The sequence below is a fragment of the Streptomyces sp. NPDC058637 genome, from assembly GCF_042717325.1.
In the GTDB taxonomy this organism is placed as follows: domain Bacteria; phylum Actinomycetota; class Actinomycetes; order Streptomycetales; family Streptomycetaceae; genus Streptomyces.
In genome coordinates this window covers 66,739-91,218 of the sequence record NZ_JBHXRD010000001.1, presented here as the reverse complement: position 1 = coordinate 91,218, position 24,480 = coordinate 66,739, and the positions used below count along the sequence as shown (strand labels likewise).

The following is a 24,480-nucleotide window of genomic DNA, read 5'->3' as shown; positions in this document are numbered from 1 at the left end:
TACGGACCGCGTACCGACGTCGTCCCGGCACCGTCCCGACTCCGTTCCGCCCTCGCCCGAAGGAGGCTCACGCATGAGTGACCTCGCCACCGTCCCGCCCACGGGCCGGCCCCGGCAGATCGTCGCCGCCGCACGCACGCTCCTTGAGGAGGAGGGCGCCGAGGCGCTCACCATGCGCCGGCTGGCCGACCGGGTGGGAGTCAAGGCACCGACGCTCTACAAGTACTTCCCGGACAAGTCGTCCGTGGTGACGGCGCTGGCCGGCGAGATGCTTCGCGAGACCGCGGAGATGCTCCAGGCCGCGGAACACGAGGCCCCCGGCTCCTTCGCGGGCCTCGCCACCGCCTACCGCGCCCACGCCCTGGCCCACCCGCACCTCTACCTCCTCACCATGGGCCGCGCGGTCCTGCCCGTGGGCGCGGTGTACGCCGCGGCGGCCCCGCTGTTCCGGGCGGCGGGCGGCGACGAGAACCGGGCCCGGGCCGCTTGGGCCTTCGCCCACGGAATGGTGACCCTGGAACTGAACGACCGCTTCCTTCCGGGCGCCGACCTCGCGGCGGCCTGGGAGGCGGGCATCGCGGCCTTCGCGGTCCGGGGCCGGGAAGGCGCCGGGTAGCATGGACGACACGGCAGACGAGCCGGGCGGACGGCCGCGTGAGGATCCCCGGATCCTCCCGAGGAACGTCCGGGCTCCACAGGGCAGGGTGGTGGCTAACGGCCACCCGGGGTGACTCGCGGGACAGTGCCACAGAAAACAGACCGCCCGGGACCTCGGTCCCGGGTAAGGGTGAAACGGTGGTGTAAGAGACCACCAGCGCCTGAGGTGACTCAGGCGGCTAGGTAAACCCCACCCGGAGCAAGGTCAAGAGGGGCCGTCGCAAGACGGTCCTGCGCGAACGTCCGAGGGCTGCTCGCCCGAGTTCGCGGGTAGACCGCACGAGACCGGCAGCAATGCCGGTCCTAGATGGATGGCCGTCTCCCCGGCCGCCGCGAGGCGACCGGGCGACAGAACCCGGCGTACAGCCCGACTCGTCTGCCCCCCAGGGCTTCTGGCCAGTGGAAACACAGGACAGCCACTTTCGTGGATTGAAGGGCTTCGCCTGAACCCGGTCCACACCTGTTCGAACCGGACCCCGTGGCTACGTACGTGGCGCTGCTGTCGACGGAACTCCTGGCAGGCCGGCCGATTGGCCGAGTGGAGCAGGCGACGCGCATTCCGGCGTGTTGCGATTTTCGCATCTTGCCCTTACGGTGAACCTATGGCTGCGACTGTGACTGATCGTGTACGCATCGTCATGGGGGCGGCTTCGGCCAGTCAGGCGGCGTTCGCCGAGACCATCGGGCTGACCCCTGACAAGTTGTCGAAGTCTCTCGGCGGCATCCGCAGGTTCACGTCTCTCGACCTCGCCCGCATCGCCGAGTTCGGCAGCACCACGGTGGACTGGCTGCTGACCGGAAGAGAACCGCTGCGCCCTGCCTTTGCTGCCCGTACCAGCGCACCGGCAGTCGACGAGCACGGTCGAGGAAGACTCGAGGACCTTGTCGAAAGGTTCACCACGGCACACGAGGTGATCGACCTCCTGGGCCTTTCGCCCGAGCTGCCGGAGCTGCCCCCTGTCCGCTCGGACCTCAAGCGCTACGTCGACCAGGGCGTGGCTCTCGCGGAGGACGCACTCGCCCGACTCACCGCCGCGGGCTCGTCCACCGTCGGCGGCCTGGACACCGCCGAGCTGCTCCAGGTAATGGAGCACACCTTCGGCGTCGACGTGGCGAAGGTCGGACTGCCGGAGGGGATTGACGGGGCTGCCTGGCAGGCGGACGGATTCCGGCTGGTCATGATCGCCCGGACCGGCGTGCCGACGCGTCAGCGCTTCACCCTCGCCCACGAGCTCGGACACATTCTGGCCAGGGATGCCCAGGACCTGCTGACGGAAACTCATCTGTCCCCGGGACACCAGAAGGATCTGACGGAAGTGCGCGCCAACGTGTTCGCCGCCAACCTTCTGATGCCCCGGAGCGAGATCAGTTCAGCGGTAGGGGAAGACGACCTCACGGACGAGCAACTCACCATGCTGGTCGTGCGCTTCCAGGTGTCACCGAGCGCACTCGCGGCACGGCTCGCCCAGTTGGGTGTCATCGCACCGGAGACGGCTGACAGACTGCGCGGCCTCACGACCCAGACCTGCCACTGGCTCACCGGACAGAGCGACCTCTTCGAGGCCCGCAAGACATGGGCGCTGGCCAGACGACTACCGTTCCGTCCCGCGCAGTTGCTGTACGAGGCGTACCTCGCCGGCGACACCACCCTGCGCCCGCTGGCCGCGTACACGGGCGTGGACGTGGACAGCATGCGCAGTCTGCTCGAACCCGAACCGGTTCCACCGGATCGCGCACCATCCACTACGGATACGGACGTGGGCGAAGGGGACCTGGTCTTCCAGCCATGACGCGCCACTGCTGGTTCCCCGACAACACCGTGCTGTGCAACTTCTCCTCCGTCGACCGTCTGAGCCTTCTGGAGAAGGTTCTTGACGGCCGCGGCCGTTGGACGCAGGCTGTCGCGGCTGAGGCCGAGCAGTCGCAACGGTATTGGCCTAAGCTGAGCCAGGTATTCGCCGGCGGATGGCTCGGCGACCCCATCGAGATCGACTCCCCGGCCGAAACCGCCCTGGTGGATCGTATTCGCCGCGCCGTCTTCGCGGGCTCCCCGTTCCGGCCCCTGCAGCACCTGGGTGAGGCGGAGACGCTGGTCGTCATCGAGCATCGCAGGGGGTTCGAAACCTCCGTGTGGATCACTGACGACGGTGAAGCGGGCCACTACGCGCGTCGCAAGGGCATCTGCGTCAAGGACACCGTCGACATCATGCGCGAGGCCGTCGTGAGCGGCCTCGTCATGGCCGACGACGGCCACCGCCTCCTCCTGGGAATGAAACATGCGGGACGTCACCTGCGGGGTGTTCCGCGCGGGGGAAGCGACCTGTTGCGCTGAGGCAGGCCTGCGGGGATACCTACCGGCTCTCTCGCCCCTCCCCTGGTGCCGCCGAGCACAGTGCGTCGGCCGTCATGCGGCAGGGCCCTTTTCGGACGGTCAGGGGCGATACATGACACCGTGCGCCCCTGCTGGAACGGTCGCCCCGCGCGCCGGGGGATGGCTCGAACACCTCTGCCCGGCTCATCGTTCGCGCCCTGACGCAGCGTCTATTGTTGCTCACCACAACAGCACAAACAGGGGGTCGGATGGACAGCGACGGCATGCGCATCGGTCCGGACACAGTGATCGCCGACCGCTACAGGCTGCAGAGTCAGCTCGGGCGTGGCGGGATGGGAGTGGTCTGGGAGGCCCTCGATACACGGCTCGACCGGAAGGTCGCGGTGAAGGGGCTGCTGTACCCCGGGGCCGTGACGCCGGATGCCCAGGCGCAGTGGGTGAACCGGGCGCGGCGCGAGGCCCAGGCCATCGCCAGGATCGGGCATCAGAACGTGGTCGCCGTGCACGACGTGATCGAGGACGGCAACCAGGTCTGGATCGTGATGGAGCTGCTCAACTCGCGCTCCCTGGCCGACCTCCTGCGCGAGCAGCAGCAGTTGTCCGTGCCACACGCCGCGCGCATAGGGCTCCAGGTGCTGCGCGGACTGACCGCCGTGCACGAGGCCGGGGTACTGCACCGGGACGTGAAGCCCCACAACATCCTCTTCCGGCCCGACGGGCGCGCGCTCCTCATGGACTTCGGGATCGCCACCTTCGAGGGGGCCGTGCAGGTGACCCGGGCGCACGAGATCATCGGGACACCGCAGTACCTCGCGCCCGAACTCCTCAGCCGCAGCGCCGCGCAGCCGCACCCCGCGACGGCCGCGTCCGACCTGTGGGCGCTCGGCGTCACGCTCTACGAGATGGTCGAGGGCAGGCGTCCCTTCGACGGGACGACCGGTTACGAGGTGTTCATCGCCGTACGCGAGTCGCCCGTGCCGCCCATGAAGTACGCCGGGCCGCTCGCCGCACTGGTCGAGGCACTGCTGCGGAAGGACCCCCTGCTCCGCCCCGACGCCGCCGAGGCGGAGCGCATGCTGCAGGCCGTCACCCGGGACGTGCTCACGCTCGACACGCCGGCCACCCAGCGGCCGGCGGAACCCGCCCGGCAGGACCCGCCTCCCGCGGCCGTCCGCCCGGAGACGCCCGGTCGTGGGCGCCGGGGCAGGTGGACGGTGCCGGTCGCCGTGCTCTGTACGGCGCTGCTCGCGGGCGGGGCATGGTTCGTCTGGGGGCAGAACGGGACCGGCACGAAGGGCGACGCGGAGTCAGGAGAGGGGACGACTGGCGGGAGCGAGGCGCCGCCCCTGTTCCGGGACACGCACGCCGTGCTGCGGATCGGCGTCAAGTCCGACCAGCCCGGACTGAGTGTGGAGACCAAGGGAACGTTCAAGGGCTTCGAGGTCGACATGGGCATGGAGATCGCCCGGCACCTGGGCTTCGACGACGACCAGGTGACCTTCGTACGCGTCAACTCCGGTAACCGGAGCGACTATCTGGGGAAGGCCGACCGGGTGGACATCGTGCTGGCCTCGTACAGCATCAACGCGGAACGCGAGAAGAGGGACGGCGTCATCTTCGCCGGTCCCTACTACCAGGCCCTCAAGGGGCTCCTGGTGCGCAAGAACAGGCCCTACAACGACATCAGCGACCTGCAGAAGGATTCCAGCGCGAAGGTCTGCACCGCCAGGAAGTCGGTCTACGAGGCCTGGATCAAGAACGAGGGCATGGCCGACCAGCAGGTGCTCCGGCCCGGTTTCGAGGACTGCGTCAAGGCGTTGCTGGACCCCAGGACCCCGGTGTACGCGGTGGCCACGGACGACGTCATCGTCGCGGGTCTCGCCGACAAGTACTCCGACGAGACGAAGGCACTCGACAACATCGAGGGTGACACGGAGGGCTACGGTGTCGCGATGGACGCGACCGAGACCGGCCTGCACGCCGAGGTGTGCGGCGCGCTGGGAGAGATCATGAAGTCGTCCGGCGGGAGCCGTTCGCGGTGGGCCGGGTTGTACGACCTGCATCTGAAGCCCGTCATGAAACAGCCCGCGCCGGGCGAACCGAAGCCGGCGAAGTGCTAGAACCCGAGGCCGGAGCCGGCGTACGGCTGCGCACCGCGACGCCCGGGGACGCGGAGGCCGTCACCCGGGTCTTCCTGGCCTCGCGCGCGGCGGTCCTGCCCTACCTCCCCCGTGTGCACGACGACGAGGACACACAGGCCTGGATCACCCACACCCTGCTGCCCGGCAGCAGGGTGTGGGTGGCCGAGGACGCGGAGGGGGAGCTGCTGGGGTTCGCCGCCCTGGACGGTGACGAGCTCGACCAGCTCTACCTGCGGCCCGACGCGCTGCGGCGCGGCATCGGGTCGCGGCTGCTGGGCCTGGTCAAGGAGGCCTCGCGCGGGGAGCTGAGCCTGTACACGTTCCGCCGCAACACCGCCGCGCGCGCCTTCTACGAGCGGCACGGGTTCGTCGCGGTCGCGTACGACGACGGCAGCCGCAACGAGGAGAAGGAACCCGACGTGCTGTACCGGTGGACGTCGGACCGCTGCCGGCAGGCCGGTGCGCCGGGGCCGCTGACGTGAGGCCGGTGCGCCGGGGCCCGCGGGCTCAACCGAACCCGGCCGTCGGGCGGCTCTCGTCGAGCCGTGCGTACATCACCATGTCCCGGCGCCGGTCGCCGATCCTCTGCCAGCCGCGCAGCAGCCCCTCGCTGACGTACCCGGCGCTCTCGGCGGTCCGCGCCGACGCGGTGTTCCACGGTTCGACGAGGAGCTGGACGCGGGGGATGCCCAGCTCGTGCAGGGCCCAGGTGGTGACCGTACGGAGTGCCGCTCCCGACACCCCCTGCCGCCGGGCCGGGCCGGTCATCCAGTAACCGACCGTCGCCCGGCCCTCCGCCGCGTCCCTCAGCCAGAGTCCGATGGAGCCGACCGGTCGCCGGTCCCGGGTGCGGACGATGGCGAACGGGTATCCGGCACCGGTCTCCGCCCTCTCCCACTGGCGCCGGACGAACGCCTCGGCCGCCTCGTCCGAGTAGGGCGAGGGAATGCTGGTGATCAGCGGGATGTAGTCGTCCGCCGCCGCCTCGCGTACGAGGGGCAGGTCGCTCATCTCCCAGGGGCGCAGGACGAAATCGGGTCCGGCGGTCATGCTGGGGACGGTCAGGGGTTGTGCCATGGCCGTCATCCTGTCGCGGACGGGTCACGGAACCGGGCCCGACTCACCCGGCGGAGGTCCGTCGGCCGGGCCGGCCGAGGAAGGCTCCCGCGAGCAGGGCACCGGCCAGCACGAGTGCCGAGTTGACGAGGACCGCGGCCGAGACGCCGGACAGCACCGCGTCGGGACCGGTCGCCGTGCCCATCCGCGCGGTGACGACCGCGCTCATCACCGGGATGCCCATCGTGATGCCGACCTGCTGCGTCATCGTGGCGAGCCCGGTGGCCAGGCCCTGCTCCTCGTCGGGGAGCCCCGAGGTGGCGGTGACCATGAAGCCCACGATCATCAGCATGTTGCCGACGCCACCGACGAAGGTCGCGGCCAGCAGGAGCTGGATCCAGCCGCCGGACGTACCGAGCGCCACCAGCGAGAGGGTGGCGGCGGCCTGGACGACACCGCCCAGGACGATCGTGCGCCGGTTCCCGAAGCGGCCCACCGCACGGCCGCCGAGCATGCCGCCGATGACGGTCCCGACCCCCAGGACACCGAAGGCGAGGCCGGTGGCGAGCGGCGAGTAGCCCAGGACCTCCTGGAGGTAGAGCGTGAGCAGGAAGACCAGGGAGGTCTCGGTGACGAAGGCGATCAGTCCGGTGGCGTTGCCCCAGATGACGCTGCGCCGCTTCAGGATGTGCACCGGGATCAGGGGGGCCGCCGCTCGCTTCTCGACGAACCAGAAGGCGACGAGGAGGGCCCCGCCCGCGAGCAGCGCGGCCAGGGTCGTGGGCGCCAGCCAGCCGGACTCGCCGGCCTGCGTCAGCCCGAACACGAGGAGCAGCAGACCGCCGGTGACGGTCGCCGCGCCCGGCACGTCGAGCTTCGGGCGGGCGGCGGGCCGGGAGTCGGCGATCACGGACGGGGCGAGGGCCACGACGAGTGCGGCGACGGGGACGTTGACGAAGAAGGCCCAGCGCCAGGAGAGCAGATCGGTCAGCAGCCCGCCGAGGATCGCCCCGGCGGTGAAACCGGCCGACATCAGGGCGCCGTTGAGGCCGAGGGCGCGTTCGCGCAGCGGGCCCTCCTTGAACGCCGTGGTGAGCAGCGCGAGACCGGCCGGGGTGACGGCCGCGGTGGCCAGGCCCTGCAGCACCCGCGCGGTGAGCAGCACCTCGGGGGAGGTGGCGAGGCCGCCGAGCACCGAGGAAAGCCCGAGTACGACCATGCCGCCGATGAACAGGCGCTTGCGGCCGACGAGATCGGCGATGCGGCCGAACAGCAGCGTGAATCCCGCGGCGGCCAGCGCGAAGGAGGTGGCGATCCACTGGAGGTGCGAGAGGGAGAAGCCGAGCCCCTCGCCGACGGCGGGCAACGCGACGTTCAGGATGGAGAAGTCCACGGCGATCATGAACTGTGCGCCGAGGAGGAGTACGAGGACGAGCTTCTGCCGTCCGGTCATGCGCGGGAGGGGAGAGACCGGGGCCGGGGGAGCGGCCGGGGGCGCCGTGCGGGACGTGGACATGGTGGGCCCTTTCCTGAAGGTGAAGGCGCTAACGGGTCCGTGGTTCCGTTAGGGTGGAGTCACCGTAGCAGGATTGAGTCGATTAATGGAACTGGAGACCCGTTATGGATATCGAGGGAGCGGAGCCGGGCATGGTCCGGCCCGGTGGTCGCACGGCCCGGGTACGCGAATCCGTCCTGCGGGCGGCCGGTGACGCGCTGGTCGAGCACGGATTCGACGGGCTCGACCTCGCCGATGTGGCGCGCCGCGCCGAGGTCGGCAAGACGACGGTCTACCGGCGCTGGGCCGGCACGGGCGGTCTGGTCGCCGACCTGCTCACGGACATGGCGGAGCAGTCCGTACCGCGTACGGACACGGGTTCCCTGGACGAGGACCTGCGGGCCAACGCCCGGCTGGTCGTGCGGACCCTGACCGACCCGCGACAGGGTCCTCTCTTCGCCGCGGTGATCGCCGCGGCCACCTGTGACCCCCGTACGGCCGAGGCGCTGCACCGCTTCTACGCGGTGCGCATCGCGGAGTGGGCGGGCTGTGTCGACGCGGCGGTCGACCGTGGCGAACTGCCCGCGGGCACCGACGCGGGCGAGGTGATCAGGGCCGTCTCGGCCCCCCTCTACTACCGCCTGCTGGCCAGCGGCGACCCACTCGACGAAGCCGCCGCCGACCGCGCGGCGGACGCGGCGGCCGCGGCGGCACGGGCGGGCGTGTACGTGGGCTGAGGGGGTGCCGGGGGTCGCGGGGCCCACGGATGTGGGTGCTCGTGGGGTGGGTGCGCGTGACGAGGGGGATGCCCCTCGCGCCGGTCAGCCGATTCGGGTACCCGTGCCGCTCACCCTGATCCGGGTGTCGTCCGGGCGCAGTTCCACCGTGAGGGTGCCGGGGCGGCCCATGTCCGCCCCCTGGTACAGGGTCAGGACCGCGTCGTCCCGGACGATGCCGCGCTCGCGCGCGTACGCGCCGAAGGCCGCGGCCGCCGCGCCCGTTGCGGGATCCTCGACCACTCCGCCGACCGGGAACGGGTCGCGGACGTGGAAGACGGTCTCCGACTCGCGCCGCACCAACTGGAGCGTGGTCAGGTCCAGGAGGTGCATCAGCGCCTCCAGGCGGGCGAAGTCGTAGTCCAGGTCCGCCAGTCGCTCCCGGGTCGCGGCGGCCAGCACCAGGTGGCGGGCGCCCGCGTAGGCGATGCGGGGCGGCAGCGCGGGATCGAGGTCGGTGGCCTGCCAGTCCAGCGCGGCCAGGGCCTCCGCGAGGTCGTCCGGCGCGATGTCCGTGACGTGCGGTTCGACACTGGTGAGGGTCGCGCGGAGCTCGCCGCCCTCCTGGACGACGGTGACCGGGACCTCGCCCGCGCGGGTGGTGAACACCAGGTCGCCGGGACCGTCGCGTTCGGCGAGGGCGATGGCCGTCGCGACCGTCGCGTGGCCGCAGAACGGGACCTCGGCCTTGGGGCTGAAGTAGCGGATCGTGTACCCGCCCCGGCCGTCCCGCGCGGTGAGGAAGGCCGACTCGCTGTAGCCCAGCCCGGCGGCGACGGCGAGCATCGCCGCGTCGTCCAGCCCGGTGGCGTCCAGGACGACCCCGGCGGGGTTGCCGCCGTCTGGGTCGGCGGAGAAGGCGGTGTAGCGGAGGACCTCGGTACCGGGCAGTCGACTCATGCGCACGTCAACCCGGGCGCCGTCGCGGGCATTCCCCGGCTGGGCCGGGGAAGACTTCCGGGGGTGGGCCGGGGGGCGGTCCCCCCCGGGCCCCCCCCGAACCGAGCCGCGGCCCCCCGGCCCGCGCCGGCCCGTTCGCCGTGGTCAGTGGCAGACCTTGACGCCGGTGCCCTTCGTCCAGGAGCAGGAGTCCCGGAGCGTGCCCGTCGCCTTGTACAGCCGCGCCTTGTCGCCGGTGTTGTTCCACACGTACGAACCGCGGTTCCAGTACACGTGCGACGCGGTGTTCTTGCCCTTGCCGGTGTGCACCCGCACCGTCTTGCCGGCCGCGACGGTGAAGCTGCCGAAGGTGTACGTGTAGCCGGTGTCGTCCTTCAGCTTGTAGCCCTTGAGCTGCAGCTTGGACGTGCCGTTGTTGTGGATGTCCACGTACTCGGCGTTGAGGGACGTGTTCGTCCGGGTGTCCTTGCCGGGGCTGTCGTACTGGATCTTGCCGAGGTGCAGCCCGCTCTGGTGGGAGGCCGCCGATGCCGGGGCCGAGGCGAGGAGTGAGCCGGCCAGAGCGGTGGCGGCGGCCAGGGCGAGGGGCGCGGCGGTGCGTATGCGCATGCGGTGTGGTCCTCCTGTGTGCGTCAGGTGAAGGTCAGCAGCATACGGGCAGCACGCGCTTGCCCAGTCCCAGAAGGTGAAATCGACGAAAGCGTGCAAAATCTGTCATTCAAGGGTCAGTTGCGGGCGAGGATGAAGTGAATCCGTCAGCCTCGACCCACGTACGGCATCGCCGTCGCCAGCACCGTCGCGAACTGCACATTCGCCTCCAGCGGCAGATCCGCCATGTGCAGGACCGTCCGGGCCACGTCGGCCGCCGCCATCACCGGCTCGACCGCCACCTCACCGTTGGCCTGGAGGGTCCCCGTCCGCATCCGCTCCGTCATGTCGGTCGCCGCGTTGCCGATGTCGATCTGCCCGCAGGCGATCCGGTACGGACGCCCGTCCAGCGACAGCGACTTCGTCAGGCCCGTGACGGCGTGCTTCGTCGCCGTGTACGCGATCGAGTGCGGGCGTGGCGCGTGGGCGGAGACCGAACCGTTGTTGATGATCCGGCCGCCCTGCGGGTCCTGCTCCTTCATCAGCCGGAACGCCGCCTGCGCGCACAGGAACGCCCCCGTCAGATTGACGTCCACCACCGCCCGCCAGTCCTCGTACGCGATGTCCTCGACCGGCGCCGGGCGCCCGAACGTCCCCGCGTTGTTGAAGAGCAGCCCGAGATGACCGAAACGGTCCCGTACGGAGGCGAAGAGGGCCGCCACCCCGTCCGGGTCGCTCACATCGGTGGGTACGCACACCGTCCGGCCCGCCGCCGCCGCGGCGGTCTCCTCCAGGGTGGCCGCCCGCCGCCCCGCCAGCACCACCGTCCAGCCCGCACCCGCGAGGGTGAGGGCGACAGCCCTGCCGATGCCCGATCCCGCACCCGTGACGACAGCGATTCTCCGCTCAGCGTTCATGGCCCGGCAGCGTACGGCAGGTTTGGCGGCGGGCGGCATCCGGATCTCATCGCACCGCCATAAGGATGTTGTGTACCCGCCAACGGAACGTCGTCGCCCCGCACTCCAATGCCTCTGACAACATCCGGCACCGGAGGGGCATATGGCAGCCGTACAGATGAGCAGTACGTCCGGTCGGCAGGGGCATTCCGCGGAGCTGCGGGCGGCCGCCCGGCAGCTCGGCGCGGGCGTGGACCGCCGCAGGTTCCTCACCGTCACCGGGGCCGCCGCCGCGCTGGCCTTCGCCGTCAACCTCCCCACCGCGGGAGTCGCGGGCGCCACCGAGCTCGACGCCCGGAAGATCACCGAGGACCCCTTCACCCTCGGTGTGGCCTCCGGCGACCCGCTGCCCGACTCCGTCCTCCTGTGGACGAGACTCGCCCCCCGCCCCTACCAGGCCGACGGCGGACTGCCCGCCACCCGGGTCCAGGTCCGCTGGGAGATCGCCCGCGACGAGCGCTTCACGCGTGTCGTCCGACGCGGATCGGTCACCGCCCACCCGGAGTTCGGCCACAGCGTCCGCGCCGACGTCAAGGGCCTCGAATCCGGCCGTACGTTCTACTACCGCTTCCGCGCGGGCAACTGGACCAGCCCCGCGGGCCGCACCCGCACCGCCCCCGCCCGCGGCGCCCGCACCAGCTCGCTGACCCTGGCCGCCGTCTCCTGCCAGGCCTACCACGACGGCTACTTCACCGCCTACCGGCACCTCGCCGCCGAGGACGTCGACGTGGTCTTCCACCTCGGCGACTACCTCTACGAGTACGCGGTCACCGCCACCGGAGGCGCCCGCAACTACACCGACCGCGTCCTGCCGGACCACTACAACCGCGAGACGGCGACGCTGGAGGACTACCGGATGCGGTACGGCCTCTACAAGTCCGACCCCGACCTGCGCGCCGCCCACGCCGCGCACCCCTTCGTCGTCACCTGGGACGACCACGAGACCGAGAACAACTACGCGGGCGGCATCCCGGAGAACAGCGTCCCGCCGGAGGAGTTCCTGCTGCGCAGGGCCGCCGCCTACCGCGCGTACTGGGAGAACCAGCCGCTGCGCACCCCGCAGCGCCCCACCGGCCCCGACATGCGGCTCTACCGCCGCCTGCGGTTCGGCCGGCTCGCCCAGTTCGACATCCTCGACACCCGCCAGTACCGCAGCAACCAGGCGTACGGCGACGGGTGGAAGGTCCCCGGACCGGAGTCCGAGGACCCGTCGCGCACCATGACGGGGGCCACGCAGGAGCGCTGGCTCCTCGACGGCTGGAAGAACTCGGGCGCCCTCTGGAACGTCGTACCCCAGCAGGTCACCTTCGCCCGGCGACGCGACGTACCGACCGACGCCTTCAAGCTGTCCATGGACTCGTGGGACGGCTACCCGGCCTCCCGGCAGCGGATCCTGGCCGGGGCCGAGGCCGCCGGGGTCGACAACCTGATGGTGCTGACCGGTGACGTGCACGTCGGCTACGGCTTCGACCTGAAGAAGGACTTCGACGACCCGGCCTCCCGGACCGTCGGCACGGAGATCGTCGCCACCTCGATCTCCAGCGGCAAGGACGGTGCCGATAAGCCGGCCAGCTGGACCAACCAGACCCGGGCGAACCCGCACATGAAGTTCTACAACGGCCGCCGCGGCTACGCCCTCGTCACCCTCGGCACGGAGCAGGCGCGCGCCGACTTCCGTACGCTGCCGGCCGTCACCACACCCGGTGCGCCCGTCACCACCGCCGCGTCCTTCGTCACCGAGGCGGGGAACCAGGGGCTCACCCCCGCGTGACGCCGTACGGCCGGACGGTCAGGCGAGGCCGTCCGCCGGATAGCGGACGCCGACACGGTCACGTACCGCGTCGAGCGTCCGCATCACGGCGAGCGAACCGTCCAGCGGCACCAGCGGGGACTCCGTCTCACCCGCGCGCACCGCACGCATCACCTCGGCCGCCTCGTACTGCATGCCCGAAAGGCCCTGCGGGCCCGGGCCCGTGGTGATCTCCTCGGGCTCCCGGCCGGTCCGGTGCAGGATGAAGCGCTCCGGATGGAAGAAGCCCTGCGGGAAGTCGATCCGCCCGGCCGTGCCGGTGACCGAAGCGGTGGTGGGCAGATCCCCGACGATCGAGCAGTTCAGCAGCGCCGTGGCCCCCGACTCCCAGCCCAGCAGCATCCCGGTGTTGAGGTCGACGCCCTCCGGGGACAGCAACGCGTCCGCCTGCACCCGGTCCGGCTCACCCAGCAGCAACTGCGCGAACGCCACCGGATAGACCCCGAGGTCCAGCAGCGCGCCGCCGCCCAGGGCGGGGTCGCGCAGCCGGTGCTCGGCGCCGAACGTGCCCAGAAAACCGAAGTCGGCCTGCACCGTGCGGATCTCGCCGATCGCACCGTCCCGCACGAGCTCCGTCATCCGGCGGATCAGCGGATTGCAGTACGTCCACATGGCCTCCATCAGGAACACCCCGTGCTCCCGGGCCAGGGCCACCAGCTCCCGTGCCTCGCGCGCGTTGAGCGTGAACGCCTTCTCGCACAGCACGTGCTTCCCGGCCTCCAGCGCCAGCCCGGCCGCCTCCCGGTGCGCCGAGTGCGGCGTGGCCACGTACACGACATCGACGTCGTCGTCCGCGACGAGCTCCGCCCAGCTGCCGTACGCCCGCTCGATTCCGAACCGGTCGGCGAACACCTTCGCGGACGCCTCCGAGCGGGAGGCCACCGCCACGACCTCGGCCCCGGAGTCCTTCATCGCCAGGAGGTCCGCGGTGAACGTCGCGGCTATGCCGCCCGTCGCCAGAACACCCCAACGCACAGTCCCGCTCATGCCGCCCGCCTCACAGAAAAGGTATCGACCACTACGACTGACCTGAGAGCATAGATGCGGATTCAACGAAGCGGAGACGATGATGCCGGACAGCGGCGTGAGCCGGGCCCAGCAGGAACGACACGAAGAGCACATAGTCCACACCCACCCACCGACTCTTCCCGGCACCGCCGCCGTTGCCGCGGCCCGGCGTGTCGGGCTCCTGGTCACGCTGGTCCTCGGCGGACTCACCGCCCTGCCGCCGCTGTCCATGGACATGTACCTCCCGGCGCTCCCCGCGGTCACCGACTCGCTGCACGCCCCGGCCTCGACCGTCCAGCTCACCCTGACCGCCTGCCTCACCGGCATGGCGCTCGGCCAGCTCGTCGTGGGGCCCATGAGCGACCGATGGGGCCGGCGCAAGCCCCTGCTCCTCGGCATGATCGTCTACGTGGCCGCCACCGCGATCTGCGCCTTCGCCCCCTCCGCGGAACTCCTCATCGGATTCCGCCTCCTGCAGGGCCTGGCCGGCGCGGCCGGCATCGTCATCTCCCGGGCCGTCGTGCGTGACCTCTACGACGGCGACGAGATGGCCAGGTTCTTCTCCACCCTGATGCTCATCTCGGGAGTCGCCCCCGTCATCGCGCCCGTGATCGGCGGACAGGTCCTCCGGTTCACCGACTGGCGCGGCATCTTCGCCGTCCTCACCGTCGTCGGTGTCCTGCTCACCCTCGTCGTCTGGAAGTGGCTGCACGAGACACTGCCCGAGGCGGACCGGCACACCGGCGGGGTCGGCGACGCGCTGCGCACCATGCGCGGACTGCTGGCCGACCGGGTGTTCACCGGCTACATGGTCGCGGGCAGCCTCGCCTTCGCCGCACTCTTCGCCTACGTGGCCGCGTCACCGTTCGTCGTGCAGGAGATCTACGGGGCCTCGCCGCAGACCTTCAGCCTGCTCTTCGGCGTCAACTCGATCGGCCTGATCGCCGTCGGCCAGATCAACGGCAAGATCCTCGTCGGCCGGGTCAGCCTGGACAAGGCACTCGGCTTCGGCCTCGCGGTCATCTCCCTCGCGGCCGTCGCCCTGCTGCTGATGACCTCCGGGGTCTTCGGCGAGGTCGGCCTCCTGCCCGTCGCCGTCGGACTGTTCGTGCTCATGTCGGCCATGGGCCTGGCCATGCCGAACACCAACACCCAGGCCCTGATGCGGACGAGGCACGCCGCCGGATCCGCCTCCGCCCTGCTCGGCACGTCGTCGTTCCTCATCGGCGCCATCGCCTCACCGCTCGTCGGGATCGCGGGGGAGGACACGGCCGTACCCATGGCCGTCGTACAGGTCGTCTGCGCCCTGTCCGCCGTGGCCTGCTTCCTGGTGCTGTGCAGGCCGTGGCGGAACAAAACCAGGTCGTCGGATCAGCCGGTGCGCGGGTAGCCCAGCAGATGCAGACGGTCCTTGCGGTCCGTCCAGCGGAACACGCCGGTGCCGGACGACTCCACGTCCGGCAGCCGCTCGTTCGGTGACAGCGGGTCGAAGCCCCAGGTCGTGAAGTTCATGACGACCGGGATGCCGCCGCCCTCCAAGGCGTCGGCCGCGTCGCGGGCGTTCCGCGCACCGTACGCCGTGCCGTCGTCCGTGACCGAGGCGAGTGTCAACAGCGGCGCCCCGGCCTTGTCCTCGAAGCAGAACCCCTTCTTCGCCTCCAGGTCGAAGGCCAGGTTCCCCGCCACCAGATATCTGCCCGAGGGTGAGACGAGGGCCTGCGGAGGCCGCCCCGGCGCTATGGCCGGCCGGTGGCACTCCACCGAGACGACGGCTCTGCCCTTCCCCGCTTCGTGCACCGTCCACAGCTCGTGGGTCGCGGCCCGCTTCGCACCCTTGGCGAGCTGCCACTTGGCCAGGACCAGGCCGGAGGTCACGGACGTCGGTACCCCGGAGCGGGGATCGGAGCCCTTGGGCGCCACCTTCCGGCTGAACCAGCCGTCCCGCACCCAGAATTCGCGTGACCCGCTCAGCAGCAGCCCCTGTGTGGTCTGCCCGCGCACCTCGGTGAGCCGCTTGCAGGTCGTGCAGCCCTTCGGATACCTCACCGCCGAGGCGGCGACCTCGGAGACCTTTCCGGTGACCGGGTCCACCACCGCGCTGTTCGCCCGGCCGTCGCTGATCACGATGCCGGGGCCGGTCGCCGTGATCGTCGGCGCACCGGACCACGGCACCTCGACCCGGAGACGTTCGCCGTTCATGGCGTCGTACACGTCGAGGGAGACGAACGTCTCGAGGGGCGCGGGGCCGTCACCGATCTTCCCGAACGCCCAGGTCACGAAGAACTGCCGGTCCCCCTGGGCCATGGTGAGCAGCTTCGGGAAGCGCAGCGGGTCCGGCGGGCGCCATGCCTCACCGCTCCAGCCGTCGCGGCCGGTCTCCAGATCGACGGTCCGCAGCCGGTAGCGCTGCTCGGGTTCCCGGACCAGATAGGCGAGCCGGGCGGCCGGATGGGAGACCGCGTAGTCGGGTCCGGCCCCCACGACCTCCCAGCCACGGGACGTGGTGTACGTGGAGGGAACGGTCAGCCGTGTCGCCGGGCCCGGGTTCTTCGCGGACGCGGCCGGCTTTCGCTGCTTGCCGTCGTCCTCGCCGCCCTCGCTTCCACAGGTCGCCAGCAGGAGCAGAAGCGCCAGGAAGAGCACCCCGCCGACCAGAGTGAGGCGCACGATCCGCTGTCTCATGGTCCCCCCGATGAACAAGTCCCCGAGCAATTCCCGCCGGTCCCGGCCGGGCGCCGGTCAGCATAGCAACAGGCCTGTGGCGAAGAGGAGTTCGGTTCCGCAGCCGTTCCGTGCCGGACCACCGGGCCGCGGAGGGACGGACACCGGCTCGCGGCGGGCCGGAGACCGGGCCGCGCCAGGCCGGACCGCCGGGCCCCGGAGGGTGGGGTCACCGGGCCGCGGGAGCCCGGACCACCGGGCTGCGGGAGCCCGGACCACCGGGCTGCGGGAGGCAGGCCGGCTGCGCCTACAATTCGGCGGTGAACGCCACCCTCCCCACCGCGGAAGCCCTGCGCGCGGCACTGGCCGCGCTGCTCGACGGGCTGCCGCCCACCAAGGCCGCGCAGGCCGTCGACCGGCTCATCGCCAGCTACCGCGGGACCACCCCCACCGACGCGCCGGTCCTGCGGGACCGCTCGGACGTCGCCGCGTACGCCGCGTACCGGATGCCCGCGACCTTCGAGGCCGTACGTGCCTGCCTCGCCGCCCTGCGCGACGCCGCACCGGAGTGGGAGCCGGCCACGCACACCGACGTCGGGGGCGGTACGGGCGCGGCGAGCTGGGCCGTCGCGGGGCAGTGGGACGGGCCGCGGACCACCGTCCTGGACTGGGCCGAGCCCGCCCTCGCGCTCGGCCGCGAGCTGGCCGCGGCCTCCGGTATCCCCGGGCTGCGCGACGCCACCTGGCAGCGGGCCCGGATCGGCTCGGCACTGGAGCTGGCGCCCACGGACTTGGTGACCGTCTCGTACGTACTCAAGGAGCTCACGCCCGCGGACCGGACCACCCTGGTGGACACCGCCGCTGCCGCCGCCCAGGCCGTGGTCGTCGTCGAGCCGGGCACCCCCGACGGTTACGCCCGCGTCATCGAGGCCCGCGACCGGCTCGTCGCCGCCGGGCTGACCGTCGCCGCACCCTGCCCGCACAGCGGAGCCTGCCCCATCGAACCGGGCAAGGACTGGTGCCACTTCTCGGCACGGGTCAGCCGCTCGTCCCTGCACCGCCAGGTCAAGGGCGGCTCGCTGAGCCACGAGGACGAGAAGTTCAGCTACGTCGCGGCGACCCGCTTCCCCACCGTGCCCGTACGCGAACGGGTCACCCGCAGGCCCCAGATCCGCAAGGGCCAGGTGCTGCTGGAGCTCTGCACCCGGGACGAGGGCCTGCGGCGCGCCACGGTCACCAAGCGGCACGGCGAGCTGTACCGCGCCGCCAGGGACACCGCGTGGGGCGACGCCTGGCCGCCCCACGCCGAGCCGGACCTCTAGGGAACCGTCCGGGGCCGCAGCTCCTGGGTGCAGCACTTCACGCTGCCGCCGCCCTTGAGCAGCTCGCCCAGATCCATCGGGACCGGTTCGAAGCCCCGGTCCCGCAACGGATCCAGCAGCCCCACGGCGGCCTGCGGGAGCAGCACATGGCGCCCGTCGCTGACCGCGTTGAGGCCCAGCGCCACGGCGTCCGCCTCCTCGGCGACGAGCGCGTCCGGGAAGAGGCGTGCCAGTACGGCCCGGCTGCCCGGCGAGAACGCCCCCGGGTAGTACATGATCTCGTCGGCCGCGTCGTCCAGGACGCACAGCGCCGTGTCCAGGTGGTAGTAGCGCGGATCCACCAGATCGAGGCCGATCACCGGCCGTCCGAAGAACTCCTGGGCCTCGCCGTGGGACAGCGGACTGGACCGGAAGCCGCGCCCGGCCAGGAGGTACGAGGCGGTGACGGCGAAGTCGCCCTCGCCCTCGTTGACGTGGTCCGGCTCATGGATGTCGGTCCAGCCGTCGGCCCGGAACCACTCCCGGTGCGCCTCGGCCTCCGCGTACCGCTCCCGGTAGGCGAACAGGGCGCCGAGCACACGGCCGTCGACCACGGTGGCGCCGTTCGCGGCGAACACCATGTCCGGCAGGTCGGGGCGGGGGGTGAGCAGCTCGACGGTGTGGCCGAGCGAGCGGTAGCGGTCGCGCAGGTCCTCCCACTGGGTGTTGGCCAGGGGCAGGTCCACGGGTTTAGAGGGGTCCATCCACGGGTTGATGGAGTACGTGACCTCGAAGTGGGCCGGGGCGCACATCAGGTAGCGACGAGGGGTGGCGTCACGAGTCAATGCAGGCTCCTCACGAACGGCAGCCGGAGCTGCGGAACGGTGGGACGCGCACGGTCTGTGCGTGCACTCATGGTGCGCCGCTCGGGGCCGATGCGCAGTGATCCGATCGGGTGGTTCACAGGAGTGACGTCCGGGGGACGCCGACCGGACTCCACAAGGGCCACAAGACGATACGTTTCGGACCGTGAGCTGTAGATTGGGTGGATGTCATCCCACAGAACCCCGGACTCCAGCCGCCGCAGCGACCGCTCCCGCCGCGCGATCTACGACGCGGCCCTCGCCCTCGTCGGCGAGACGGGATACGCGCGGACGACGATCGAGGGTATCGCCGCCCGCGCCGGCGTCGGCAAGCAGACGATCTACCGCTGGTGGCCCTCGAAGGCCGCCGTGCTCATGGAGGCGTTCCTCGACCTGGCGGCCCGGCAGGCCGAGGAGGCCGCCGGCGCGGGGGAGGGCGACGCGGGGGAGGGCGGCGGCGGGCACGGGATCCCGGACACCGGCGACCTGGCGGCGGACCTCAAGTCGGTCCTGAGGGCCACCGTGGACGAACTGAACGACCCCGTCACCGAGGCACCCACCCGTGCGCTCGCCGCCGAAGGCATCGTCGACCCGGTCCTCGGGGCCCAGTTCGTCGAGAGGCTGCTCGATCCGTCGATGCAGTTGTATGTCACACGTCTGCGTGCGGCGCAGGAGGCGGGAGACCTGCGCGCGGACGTCGATCCGCGCGTCGCGCTGGAGCTGCTGATCGCCCCGCTCACCCACCGCTGGCTGCTGAGAACCCTTCCGCTCACCCACGCGTACGCGGACACGATCGTCGACTACGCCCTCGGAGGGCTGTCGCCCAGGCCCTGACCGGGGCCCCTCCGCCGTGACGTTCCGTACGGGTGTGCTCGCCTCTGTGTGGCCACCCGGACACCCGCTTGGCAACTCTGGCCACCCGAGGAGCAGGATGGTGGGACCATGGACAGGTAACCGCTGAGGTGAGGGGATAGATGGGCGCCGATTCCGGCCGCTATCGCGGCACAGAGGGCAGGATTTCCCAGTGGCTGCGCCGGCGGCCGAAACCACAGCCGGAAGCCGACGACGCGGCCCGGCTGGCGCTGCTCCTGGCCGTCGCCGAGGCGGGAATGCCGATCTCACCCGCCGCGCACCCGTCCGGATACCGATGTTCGTGCGATCGCGTCGGCTGCCCCACCCCCGCCCGGCACCCCGTCTCGTTCGCCTGGCAGACGCAGTCCACGACCGACAGCGACCAGATCGAGCGCTGGGCCGCCGGACAGCCGCTGGCCAACTTCATCACCGCGACGGGCATGATCCACGACGTCCTCGACGTCCCCCTCCCGGCCGGCCTCGCCGCCATGGAACGCCTCCTCGAAGCGGGCGTCGACGTCGGCCCCGTGGCCCAGTCCGGCAGCGACCGGATCCTCTTCTTCACCGCCACCCGCGGCACCCCCGAGGACGAGGACGAGTGGTGGCCCTGCGAGCTGGACTGCCACCCCGAGACCATGGACGAGCACCCCGGGCTGCGCTGGCACTGCCGCGGGAGCTACGTCCTGCTGCCGCCCGCCCGGCTCCCCGGTGAGCTGGACGTGCACTGGATCCGGGGCCCGGAGCATCCGCTGCCCGATCCGCTGAACCTCCTGGAGACGCTCACCGACGCCTGTGCGCAGTACGCGGACACGGCCGACGAGAGCGATCTCGACCACGACGCGGTGGCCTGGCCGCTCAGCCGCTGAGGAGAGCCCCCGACGGGCGGTGGCCCGACGGGGGTGGTGGTGCCCGGCCGCGGTCAGGAGCCCTGTGCCGCGATCAGCCCGGGCAGCCTGTTCAGGACGCGCACCTTGCCGGCCGCGTCCCCGGCCCCCCGCTTCGGCACGTACACCAGCTGGCTGGAGACCCGCTCCTTGGTGAGGGTGGTCGTCACCTCGCCGGTCAGCAGGGCCCGCACGTCCGCCGTGACCTCCGGCCGGAGGCCCTTCGCCGCGGTCTGCCGCTCGAAGTGCCTGCTGCTGAAGAAGACCAGCGCCCCGCCGTCCTCCGTCGTCAGGCCCAGGGGCGCGAACGTCCCGCTGTCCAGCGCCTGGTCGACGTACTGGAAAGAGAAGCCCGCCCGCCGGGTGTTCTTGCGCGCGTCCCGCCAGCCCGTGGTCGTCGCACCCGGGGCGAAGACGTCCGGGGTCCCGTCCTTGAGGAAGTCCGTGTACGCCGTACTCAGCTCCGCCGGGCTCGTCGCCAGGGCCGTGTCCGTGTCCCCGGCGGGCACCGGCTGCGCCCAGCCGTCGGCGTCCTTGCGGAACTTCGGCACCTGGGACGGGGTGACGACCGCCAGATAGGCGGCCTTCCACGGGGCGTCCGCCTCCGCGCGGACGAAGACCAGCAGCCAGCGGGTGTCCAGCTTCCCGCCGTCCTCGTCGCGGTTGGAGTCGGTGTCCGCGACGAACCAGCGCGGCCAGCCCGCCTTCTCGGGGATGGTGTACGAGGCGTCGGACAGCTCCAGCGGCTTGTGCGCCGGGTTGCCGTCCGGATTGTTCTTCTGGCGTGCCGTCAGGCCGGCCTGGTTGATCGCGCCGAGCGAACCCGTCACCCGGTCCGCGTCCAGCGCCGGATCGTACGCCTCGTCCGCCTTGTTGTAGGCGACCGTGAAGTCGTCGAGGGCCTGTGCCGCCTCGGACCTCGTCGCGCCCGGCACGACTTCCAGTTCGCCGTGCACCGTCACGCAACCGCTCGCCGTCACGCTCAGCACCGTCGCCGTCGCGAGCCCCGTCGCCAGTCGACCCAGCCTTCTCATCCGTTGCCTTCTGCGCCTTCTGATCCATCGTCCGCACTGACCGTCCGAACCCTACCGGGGCGAGGAACAGCGCGAGTGCGGGGATGAGATACAGCGCCCACACCGTGACCTCACGGCGTCCGGACCGGCCCCCCGGTCCGCGGGTGCGGGAACACCTCCACCGGCTGCCGGTACACCTCGCCGAGCAGCGCCCCGGTGAACACCCCGGCGGGCGGGCCGGCCACCGCGACCCGGGCCCGCTCGCCGCCCGACAGCGCGGAGAACGGGCGGGCGGCGAAGTCCGCCACCTCCGTCGTGGCCGTCGCCGCGACGACGGCGGCGTCGTCCCCGTCCTCCCGGGCCGTTCCCGCCCAGGGCGCCCGCCCCGCCGTACGACGTCCTCGACCGGGAACGGGAAGGGCAGGGCAGGCCGGCGGACTGTGGCAGCACGGCCCGGCGCCGGGCGGGTTCGGACGCGGACCACGCGGAGGCCGGACGTCCGTCGGCGCGCACCTCGCCGCGTCGTGGCGGGCGCGGGCGTCGTGATCGCGGCGCGCCGCCGCACCGGCTGATCCGGACGGCACGGGCCCTGCGGCGTCACGGATCCCCGCACGGTGCTTGAATGCCCAGGTGAACGACTTCGACGTACCCGACGGCATCGACGTACTGCGTGTGTTCTGCGGCCCCGACGGCCGGCACGGCAACGCGCTCGGCGTCGTACGCGACGGGCGCAGGTACCCCGACAACGAGTCCCGGCAGGCGCTCGCCCGGAAACTCGGCTTCAGCGAGACGGTGTTCGTGGACGACCCGGAGCGCGGGACCGTCGACATCCGCACGCCCGGTCTGCGGCTGCCGTTCGCCGGGCATCCACTCGTCGGCGCGGCCTGGCTGCTCGACCTGGAGATCCTGGAACTGACCGTGGGGGACGTGTTCGCCCGCCAGGACGGCGAGTTCACCTGGATCACGGCCCGCCCCGAGTGGGCGCCGCCCAGGGCACTGGAGCGGTACGGGTCGGCCGCCGAGGTCGAGGCGCTGACGGGGCCGCCGCCCGGCGAGGGCTGGCTCTACGTCTGGGCCTGGGAGGACGAGGCGGCCGGACGTGTACGGGCTCGGGCCTTCCCGCGGAGGGACGACGGGATCGACGAGGACGAGGCGACGGGCGCGGCGGCCATGCTGCTGAGCGTCGAGCTCGGCCGCGCCCTCAACATCAGGCAAGGACACGGCTCCCAGATCCTCACCGCACCCGCGCCGGACGGCACGGTGGAGATCGGGGGCCGCGTCGTGTTGGCAGCCAAGGGCGGCTTCGGGGGCCGGGTCCTCACGGCGGCCACGGGCTGACGGGCGACGACCGTGCGCCGGCCGCTACCCGAACGACCGGCCGGCGCACGGAGTGCACGTGCGGACGCGCCGAAGGTGCCGAGGGTGCTGAGGGGAAGGACCGCCCCGAGGTTCACGCGCTGAGCGGGAAGACCTCGCCGAGCTCGCGGAAGACGGCCGTGTTCAGCGCGAACGCGCGCTTGCACTCGTCGATGATGCGCTGCTTCTCCAGGTCGTCGGCGTTCACCGCGTCCAGCAGCTCCCGGTACTCCCGCTTGAACGCGGCCGGGTTGGAGATCTCCTCGAACACGTAGAACCGCACCCCGTCGCCCTTGCGGGCGAAGCCCCAGGTCTTCTCCGCCGTGCCACGGATGATCTGGCCGCCGGAGAGGTCCCCGAGGTAACGGGTGTAGTGGTGCGCTATGTAACCCGCCGGCCAGTCACGGGCGCACTCGGCGACCCGCTCGGCGTACGCGGCGGTCGACGGCAGCGGCTCCAGGCCGTCCTGCCACCCGTCGCCCCGCAGATGTGCCAGATCGCGCTCCAGCTCGGTGCCGCGCATCAGCTCCGGCTGGATGAACGGGCCCGCGACCGGGTCCTCGCGCAGGGCCTCCGCGCCGTCCTCCAGCGCCCGGTAGACGAACCACAGCTGCTCGGTGTACCGCGTGTACGCGTCCACCCCGAGCCGCCCGCCGAGCATGTCGCTCATGAACGACGAGGACTCCGCCTCCGTGTGCTGCTCGTGCGAGGCGGTCCGGATGAGCGTGGAGAAGGGGGTGGGCGTGGTGGTGGCGCTGGCGTCCAAGGCGGGCCTCCGGGGGCCGAGGGGGACGGGAAGTCCGGACAGATGCGTAAATACCGGCAGCGACAGTCGTGTGCGCCATCGCCGCGCCGATACGCCGATCCTCCTGCTTAGGCTTACCTAAGTCAATATGTTCCCGACTGGCTGTCGGTAAACATCCGTGTCCGGCCCGGCCGAGGGGCTGTGTCAGGGGAGGGTCAGGATGTCCGCCCCGGTCTCGGTTACCACCAGTGTGTGCTCGAACTGGGCGGTCCGCCTGCGGTCCTTCGTCACCACGGTCCAGCCGTCGTCCCACATGTCGTACTCATGGGTGCCGAGCGTCAGCATCGGCTCGATGGTGAACGTCATGCCGGGCTGCATCACGGTCGTCGCGTGCGGGCTGTCGTAGTGCGGGACGATGAGCCCGGAGTGGAACGAGGAATTGATGCCGTGGCCGGTGAAGTCCCGCACCACGCCGTACCCGAACCGCTTCGCGTACGACTCGATGACCCGCCCGATCACATTGATCTGCCGGCCCGGACGGACGGCCTTGATCGCACGGTTCAGCGACTCCCGGGTGCGCTCCACGAGCAGCCGCGACTCCTCGTCGACGTCGCCGCAGAGGTAGGTGGCGTTGTTGTCGCCGTGCACGCCGTTGATGTAAGCGGTGACGTCGAGGTTCACGATGTCGCCGTCCCGCAGCACCGTGGAGTCCGGGATGCCGTGGCAGATGACCTCGTTGAGCGACGAACAGAGCGACTTCGGGAAGCCGCGGTAGCCGAGGGTCGACGGGTACGCGCCGTGGTCGACCATGAAGTCGTGGGCGACCCGGTCGAGTTCGTCGGTGGTGACGCCCGGGGCGATGTGCTTCGCGGCCTCCTCCATCGCCCGCGCGGCGATTCGGCCGGCGATCCGCATGCGCTCCACGGTGTCGGAGTCCTGGATCTCCGGCCCGGTGTACGGCGTGGGTGCGGGCTTGCCCACGTACTCGGGGCGCCGGATGTTTCCCGGAACGGAACGGACGGGAGTGATCTCCCCTGGTACGAGAAGCGACTGGCCAGACATGCCAGCGAGTCTAACCAGCGTGTC

The 24,480-nt window shown here is 71.4% G+C and carries 22 protein-coding genes, 1 other RNA gene and 2 pseudogenes; 13 read left to right on the top strand and 12 right to left on the bottom strand.

The annotated features are described in order from the left end of the window. The first annotated feature begins 73 nt into the window (after nt 1–73). The 6 genes from ACFWVP_RS00390 to ACFWVP_RS00365 all read left to right on the top strand — a co-directional run bounded on the left by ACFWVP_RS00390 (nt 74) and on the right by ACFWVP_RS00365 (nt 5,612). Nucleotides 74–616 carry a TetR/AcrR family transcriptional regulator gene (locus ACFWVP_RS00390; protein ID WP_384492705.1) on the top strand — a complete coding sequence of 181 codons (543 nt, stop codon included), beginning with the start codon at nt 74–76 and terminating at the stop codon, nt 614–616. 18 nt (nt 617–634) lie between these two features. Next, nucleotides 635–1,036: RNase P RNA component class A (gene rnpB / locus ACFWVP_RS00385), an RNA gene on the top strand. Between the two features lie 235 nt (nt 1,037–1,271). Next, nucleotides 1,272–2,447 (top strand): ImmA/IrrE family metallo-endopeptidase, encoded by a 1,176-nt coding sequence (locus ACFWVP_RS00380; protein WP_384492704.1) that lies wholly within the window; start codon nt 1,272–1,274, stop codon nt 2,445–2,447. Beyond that, entirely contained in the window at nt 2,444–2,989 is a 546-nt protein-coding gene (locus ACFWVP_RS00375; RefSeq protein ID WP_384492703.1) for a hypothetical protein, read from the top strand. The genes ACFWVP_RS00380 and ACFWVP_RS00375 overlap by 4 nt, the downstream gene beginning before the upstream one ends. Nucleotides 2,990–3,237: 248 nt before the next feature. Continuing rightward, nucleotides 3,238–5,109, top strand: coding sequence for a serine/threonine-protein kinase (locus ACFWVP_RS00370; RefSeq protein WP_384492702.1), 1,872 nt, complete (start codon nt 3,238–3,240; stop codon nt 5,107–5,109). Further along, entirely contained in the window at nt 5,103–5,612 is a 510-nt protein-coding gene (locus ACFWVP_RS00365; RefSeq protein ID WP_384492701.1) for a GNAT family N-acetyltransferase, read from the top strand. The genes ACFWVP_RS00370 and ACFWVP_RS00365 overlap by 7 nt, the downstream gene beginning before the upstream one ends. Before the next feature lie 25 nt (nt 5,613–5,637). On the opposite strand, the gene ACFWVP_RS00360 is transcribed toward ACFWVP_RS00365, so the two are convergent. Continuing rightward, nucleotides 5,638–6,207, bottom strand: coding sequence for a GNAT family N-acetyltransferase (locus ACFWVP_RS00360; RefSeq protein WP_384492700.1), 570 nt, complete (start codon nt 6,205–6,207; stop codon nt 5,638–5,640). Between the two features lie 43 nt (nt 6,208–6,250). Further along, nucleotides 6,251–7,702 carry an MFS transporter gene (locus ACFWVP_RS00355; RefSeq protein WP_384492699.1) on the bottom strand — a complete coding sequence of 484 codons (1,452 nt, stop codon included), beginning with the start codon at nt 7,700–7,702 and terminating at the stop codon, nt 6,251–6,253. Nucleotides 7,703–7,806: 104 nt separating this feature from the next. On the opposite strand from ACFWVP_RS00355, the gene ACFWVP_RS00350 reads away from it, so the two are divergent. After that, a complete protein-coding gene (locus ACFWVP_RS00350) occupies nt 7,807–8,418 on the top strand; it encodes a TetR/AcrR family transcriptional regulator (protein WP_384492698.1) in 612 nt (203 codons plus the stop codon). Nucleotides 8,419–8,502: 84 nt separating this feature from the next. On the opposite strand, the gene ACFWVP_RS00345 is transcribed toward ACFWVP_RS00350, so the two are convergent. From ACFWVP_RS00345 to ACFWVP_RS00335, 3 genes are all read right to left on the bottom strand, one after another. Next, the gene (locus tag ACFWVP_RS00345) at nt 8,503–9,357 is read right to left on the bottom strand and encodes a PhzF family phenazine biosynthesis protein (protein WP_384492697.1); all 855 of its coding nucleotides are present in this window, start codon (nt 9,355–9,357) and stop codon (nt 8,503–8,505) included. 144 nt (nt 9,358–9,501) lie between these two features. Beyond that, the gene (locus ACFWVP_RS00340; RefSeq protein ID WP_384492696.1) at nt 9,502–9,966 is read right to left on the bottom strand and encodes a lamin tail domain-containing protein; all 465 of its coding nucleotides are present in this window, start codon (nt 9,964–9,966) and stop codon (nt 9,502–9,504) included. Nucleotides 9,967–10,112: 146 nt separating this feature from the next. Next, complete coding sequence (locus tag ACFWVP_RS00335) at nt 10,113–10,862, bottom strand: SDR family oxidoreductase (RefSeq protein ID WP_384492695.1); 750 nt, start codon at nt 10,860–10,862, stop codon at nt 10,113–10,115. A gap of 142 nt (nt 10,863–11,004) precedes the next feature. On the opposite strand from ACFWVP_RS00335, the gene ACFWVP_RS00330 reads away from it, so the two are divergent. Then, nucleotides 11,005–12,672, top strand: coding sequence for an alkaline phosphatase D family protein (locus tag ACFWVP_RS00330; RefSeq protein WP_384492694.1), 1,668 nt, complete (start codon nt 11,005–11,007; stop codon nt 12,670–12,672). A gap of 18 nt (nt 12,673–12,690) precedes the next feature. Here the strand turns inward: ACFWVP_RS00330 and ACFWVP_RS00325 are convergent, their stop codons facing one another. Further along, entirely contained in the window at nt 12,691–13,698 is a 1,008-nt protein-coding gene (locus tag ACFWVP_RS00325) for a Gfo/Idh/MocA family protein (RefSeq protein ID WP_384492693.1), read from the bottom strand. 82 nt (nt 13,699–13,780) lie between these two features. Here ACFWVP_RS00325 and ACFWVP_RS00320 point away from each other — a divergent pair, with 82 nt between their 5' ends. Further along, nucleotides 13,781–15,109: a multidrug effflux MFS transporter gene (locus ACFWVP_RS00320; protein WP_384493003.1), complete on the top strand. Its 1,329-nt coding sequence runs from the start codon at nt 13,781–13,783 to the stop codon at nt 15,107–15,109. Here the strand turns inward: ACFWVP_RS00320 and ACFWVP_RS00315 are convergent. Beyond that, nucleotides 15,091–16,401 carry a hypothetical protein gene (locus ACFWVP_RS00315; RefSeq protein WP_384492692.1) on the bottom strand — a complete coding sequence of 437 codons (1,311 nt, stop codon included), beginning with the start codon at nt 16,399–16,401 and terminating at the stop codon, nt 15,091–15,093. The two genes, ACFWVP_RS00320 and ACFWVP_RS00315, sit on opposite strands and share 19 nt — an antisense overlap. A 299-nt stretch (nt 16,402–16,700) precedes the next feature. Here ACFWVP_RS00315 and ACFWVP_RS00310 point away from each other — a divergent pair, with 299 nt between their 5' ends. After that, entirely contained in the window at nt 16,701–17,702 is a 1,002-nt protein-coding gene (locus ACFWVP_RS00310; protein WP_384492691.1) for a small ribosomal subunit Rsm22 family protein, read from the top strand. Here ACFWVP_RS00310 and ddaH read toward each other — a convergent pair. Continuing rightward, nucleotides 17,699–18,547: pseudogene (ddaH, locus tag ACFWVP_RS00305) on the bottom strand (dimethylargininase); the annotation flags it as partial. The gene ACFWVP_RS00310 and the pseudogene ddaH overlap by 4 nt on opposite strands. 183 nt (nt 18,548–18,730) lie before the next feature. On the opposite strand from ddaH, the gene ACFWVP_RS00300 reads away from it, so the two are divergent. Continuing rightward, nucleotides 18,731–19,378, top strand: a complete 648-nt coding sequence (locus ACFWVP_RS00300; RefSeq protein ID WP_384492690.1) for a TetR/AcrR family transcriptional regulator — start codon at nt 18,731–18,733, stop codon at nt 19,376–19,378. A gap of 140 nt (nt 19,379–19,518) precedes the next feature. Next, nucleotides 19,519–20,262 carry a bifunctional DNA primase/polymerase gene (locus tag ACFWVP_RS00295; protein WP_384492689.1) on the top strand — a complete coding sequence of 248 codons (744 nt, stop codon included), beginning with the start codon at nt 19,519–19,521 and terminating at the stop codon, nt 20,260–20,262. Between the two features lie 53 nt (nt 20,263–20,315). Here ACFWVP_RS00295 and ACFWVP_RS00290 read toward each other — a convergent pair whose 3' ends face one another. After that, the gene (locus ACFWVP_RS00290) at nt 20,316–21,314 is read right to left on the bottom strand and encodes a hypothetical protein (RefSeq protein WP_384492688.1); all 999 of its coding nucleotides are present in this window, start codon (nt 21,312–21,314) and stop codon (nt 20,316–20,318) included. Between the two features lie 110 nt (nt 21,315–21,424). After that, nucleotides 21,425–21,824 (bottom strand): annotated as a pseudogene (locus ACFWVP_RS00285) (hypothetical protein); the annotation flags it as partial. Nucleotides 21,825–21,923: 99 nt separating this feature from the next. Between ACFWVP_RS00285 and ACFWVP_RS00280 the strand changes: the two are divergent. Beyond that, a complete protein-coding gene (locus tag ACFWVP_RS00280; RefSeq protein WP_384492687.1) occupies nt 21,924–22,631 on the top strand; it encodes a PhzF family phenazine biosynthesis protein in 708 nt (235 codons plus the stop codon). Nucleotides 22,632–22,743: 112 nt separating this feature from the next. Here the strand turns inward: ACFWVP_RS00280 and ACFWVP_RS00275 are convergent, their stop codons facing one another. Both ACFWVP_RS00275 and map read right to left on the bottom strand, forming a co-directional pair. Next, the gene (locus tag ACFWVP_RS00275; RefSeq protein ID WP_384492686.1) at nt 22,744–23,415 is read right to left on the bottom strand and encodes a heme oxygenase (biliverdin-producing); all 672 of its coding nucleotides are present in this window, start codon (nt 23,413–23,415) and stop codon (nt 22,744–22,746) included. Nucleotides 23,416–23,598: 183 nt separating this feature from the next. Continuing rightward, complete coding sequence (map, locus tag ACFWVP_RS00270; RefSeq protein ID WP_384492685.1) at nt 23,599–24,456, bottom strand: type I methionyl aminopeptidase; 858 nt, start codon at nt 24,454–24,456, stop codon at nt 23,599–23,601. Nucleotides 24,457–24,480: the final 24 nt, after the last annotated feature.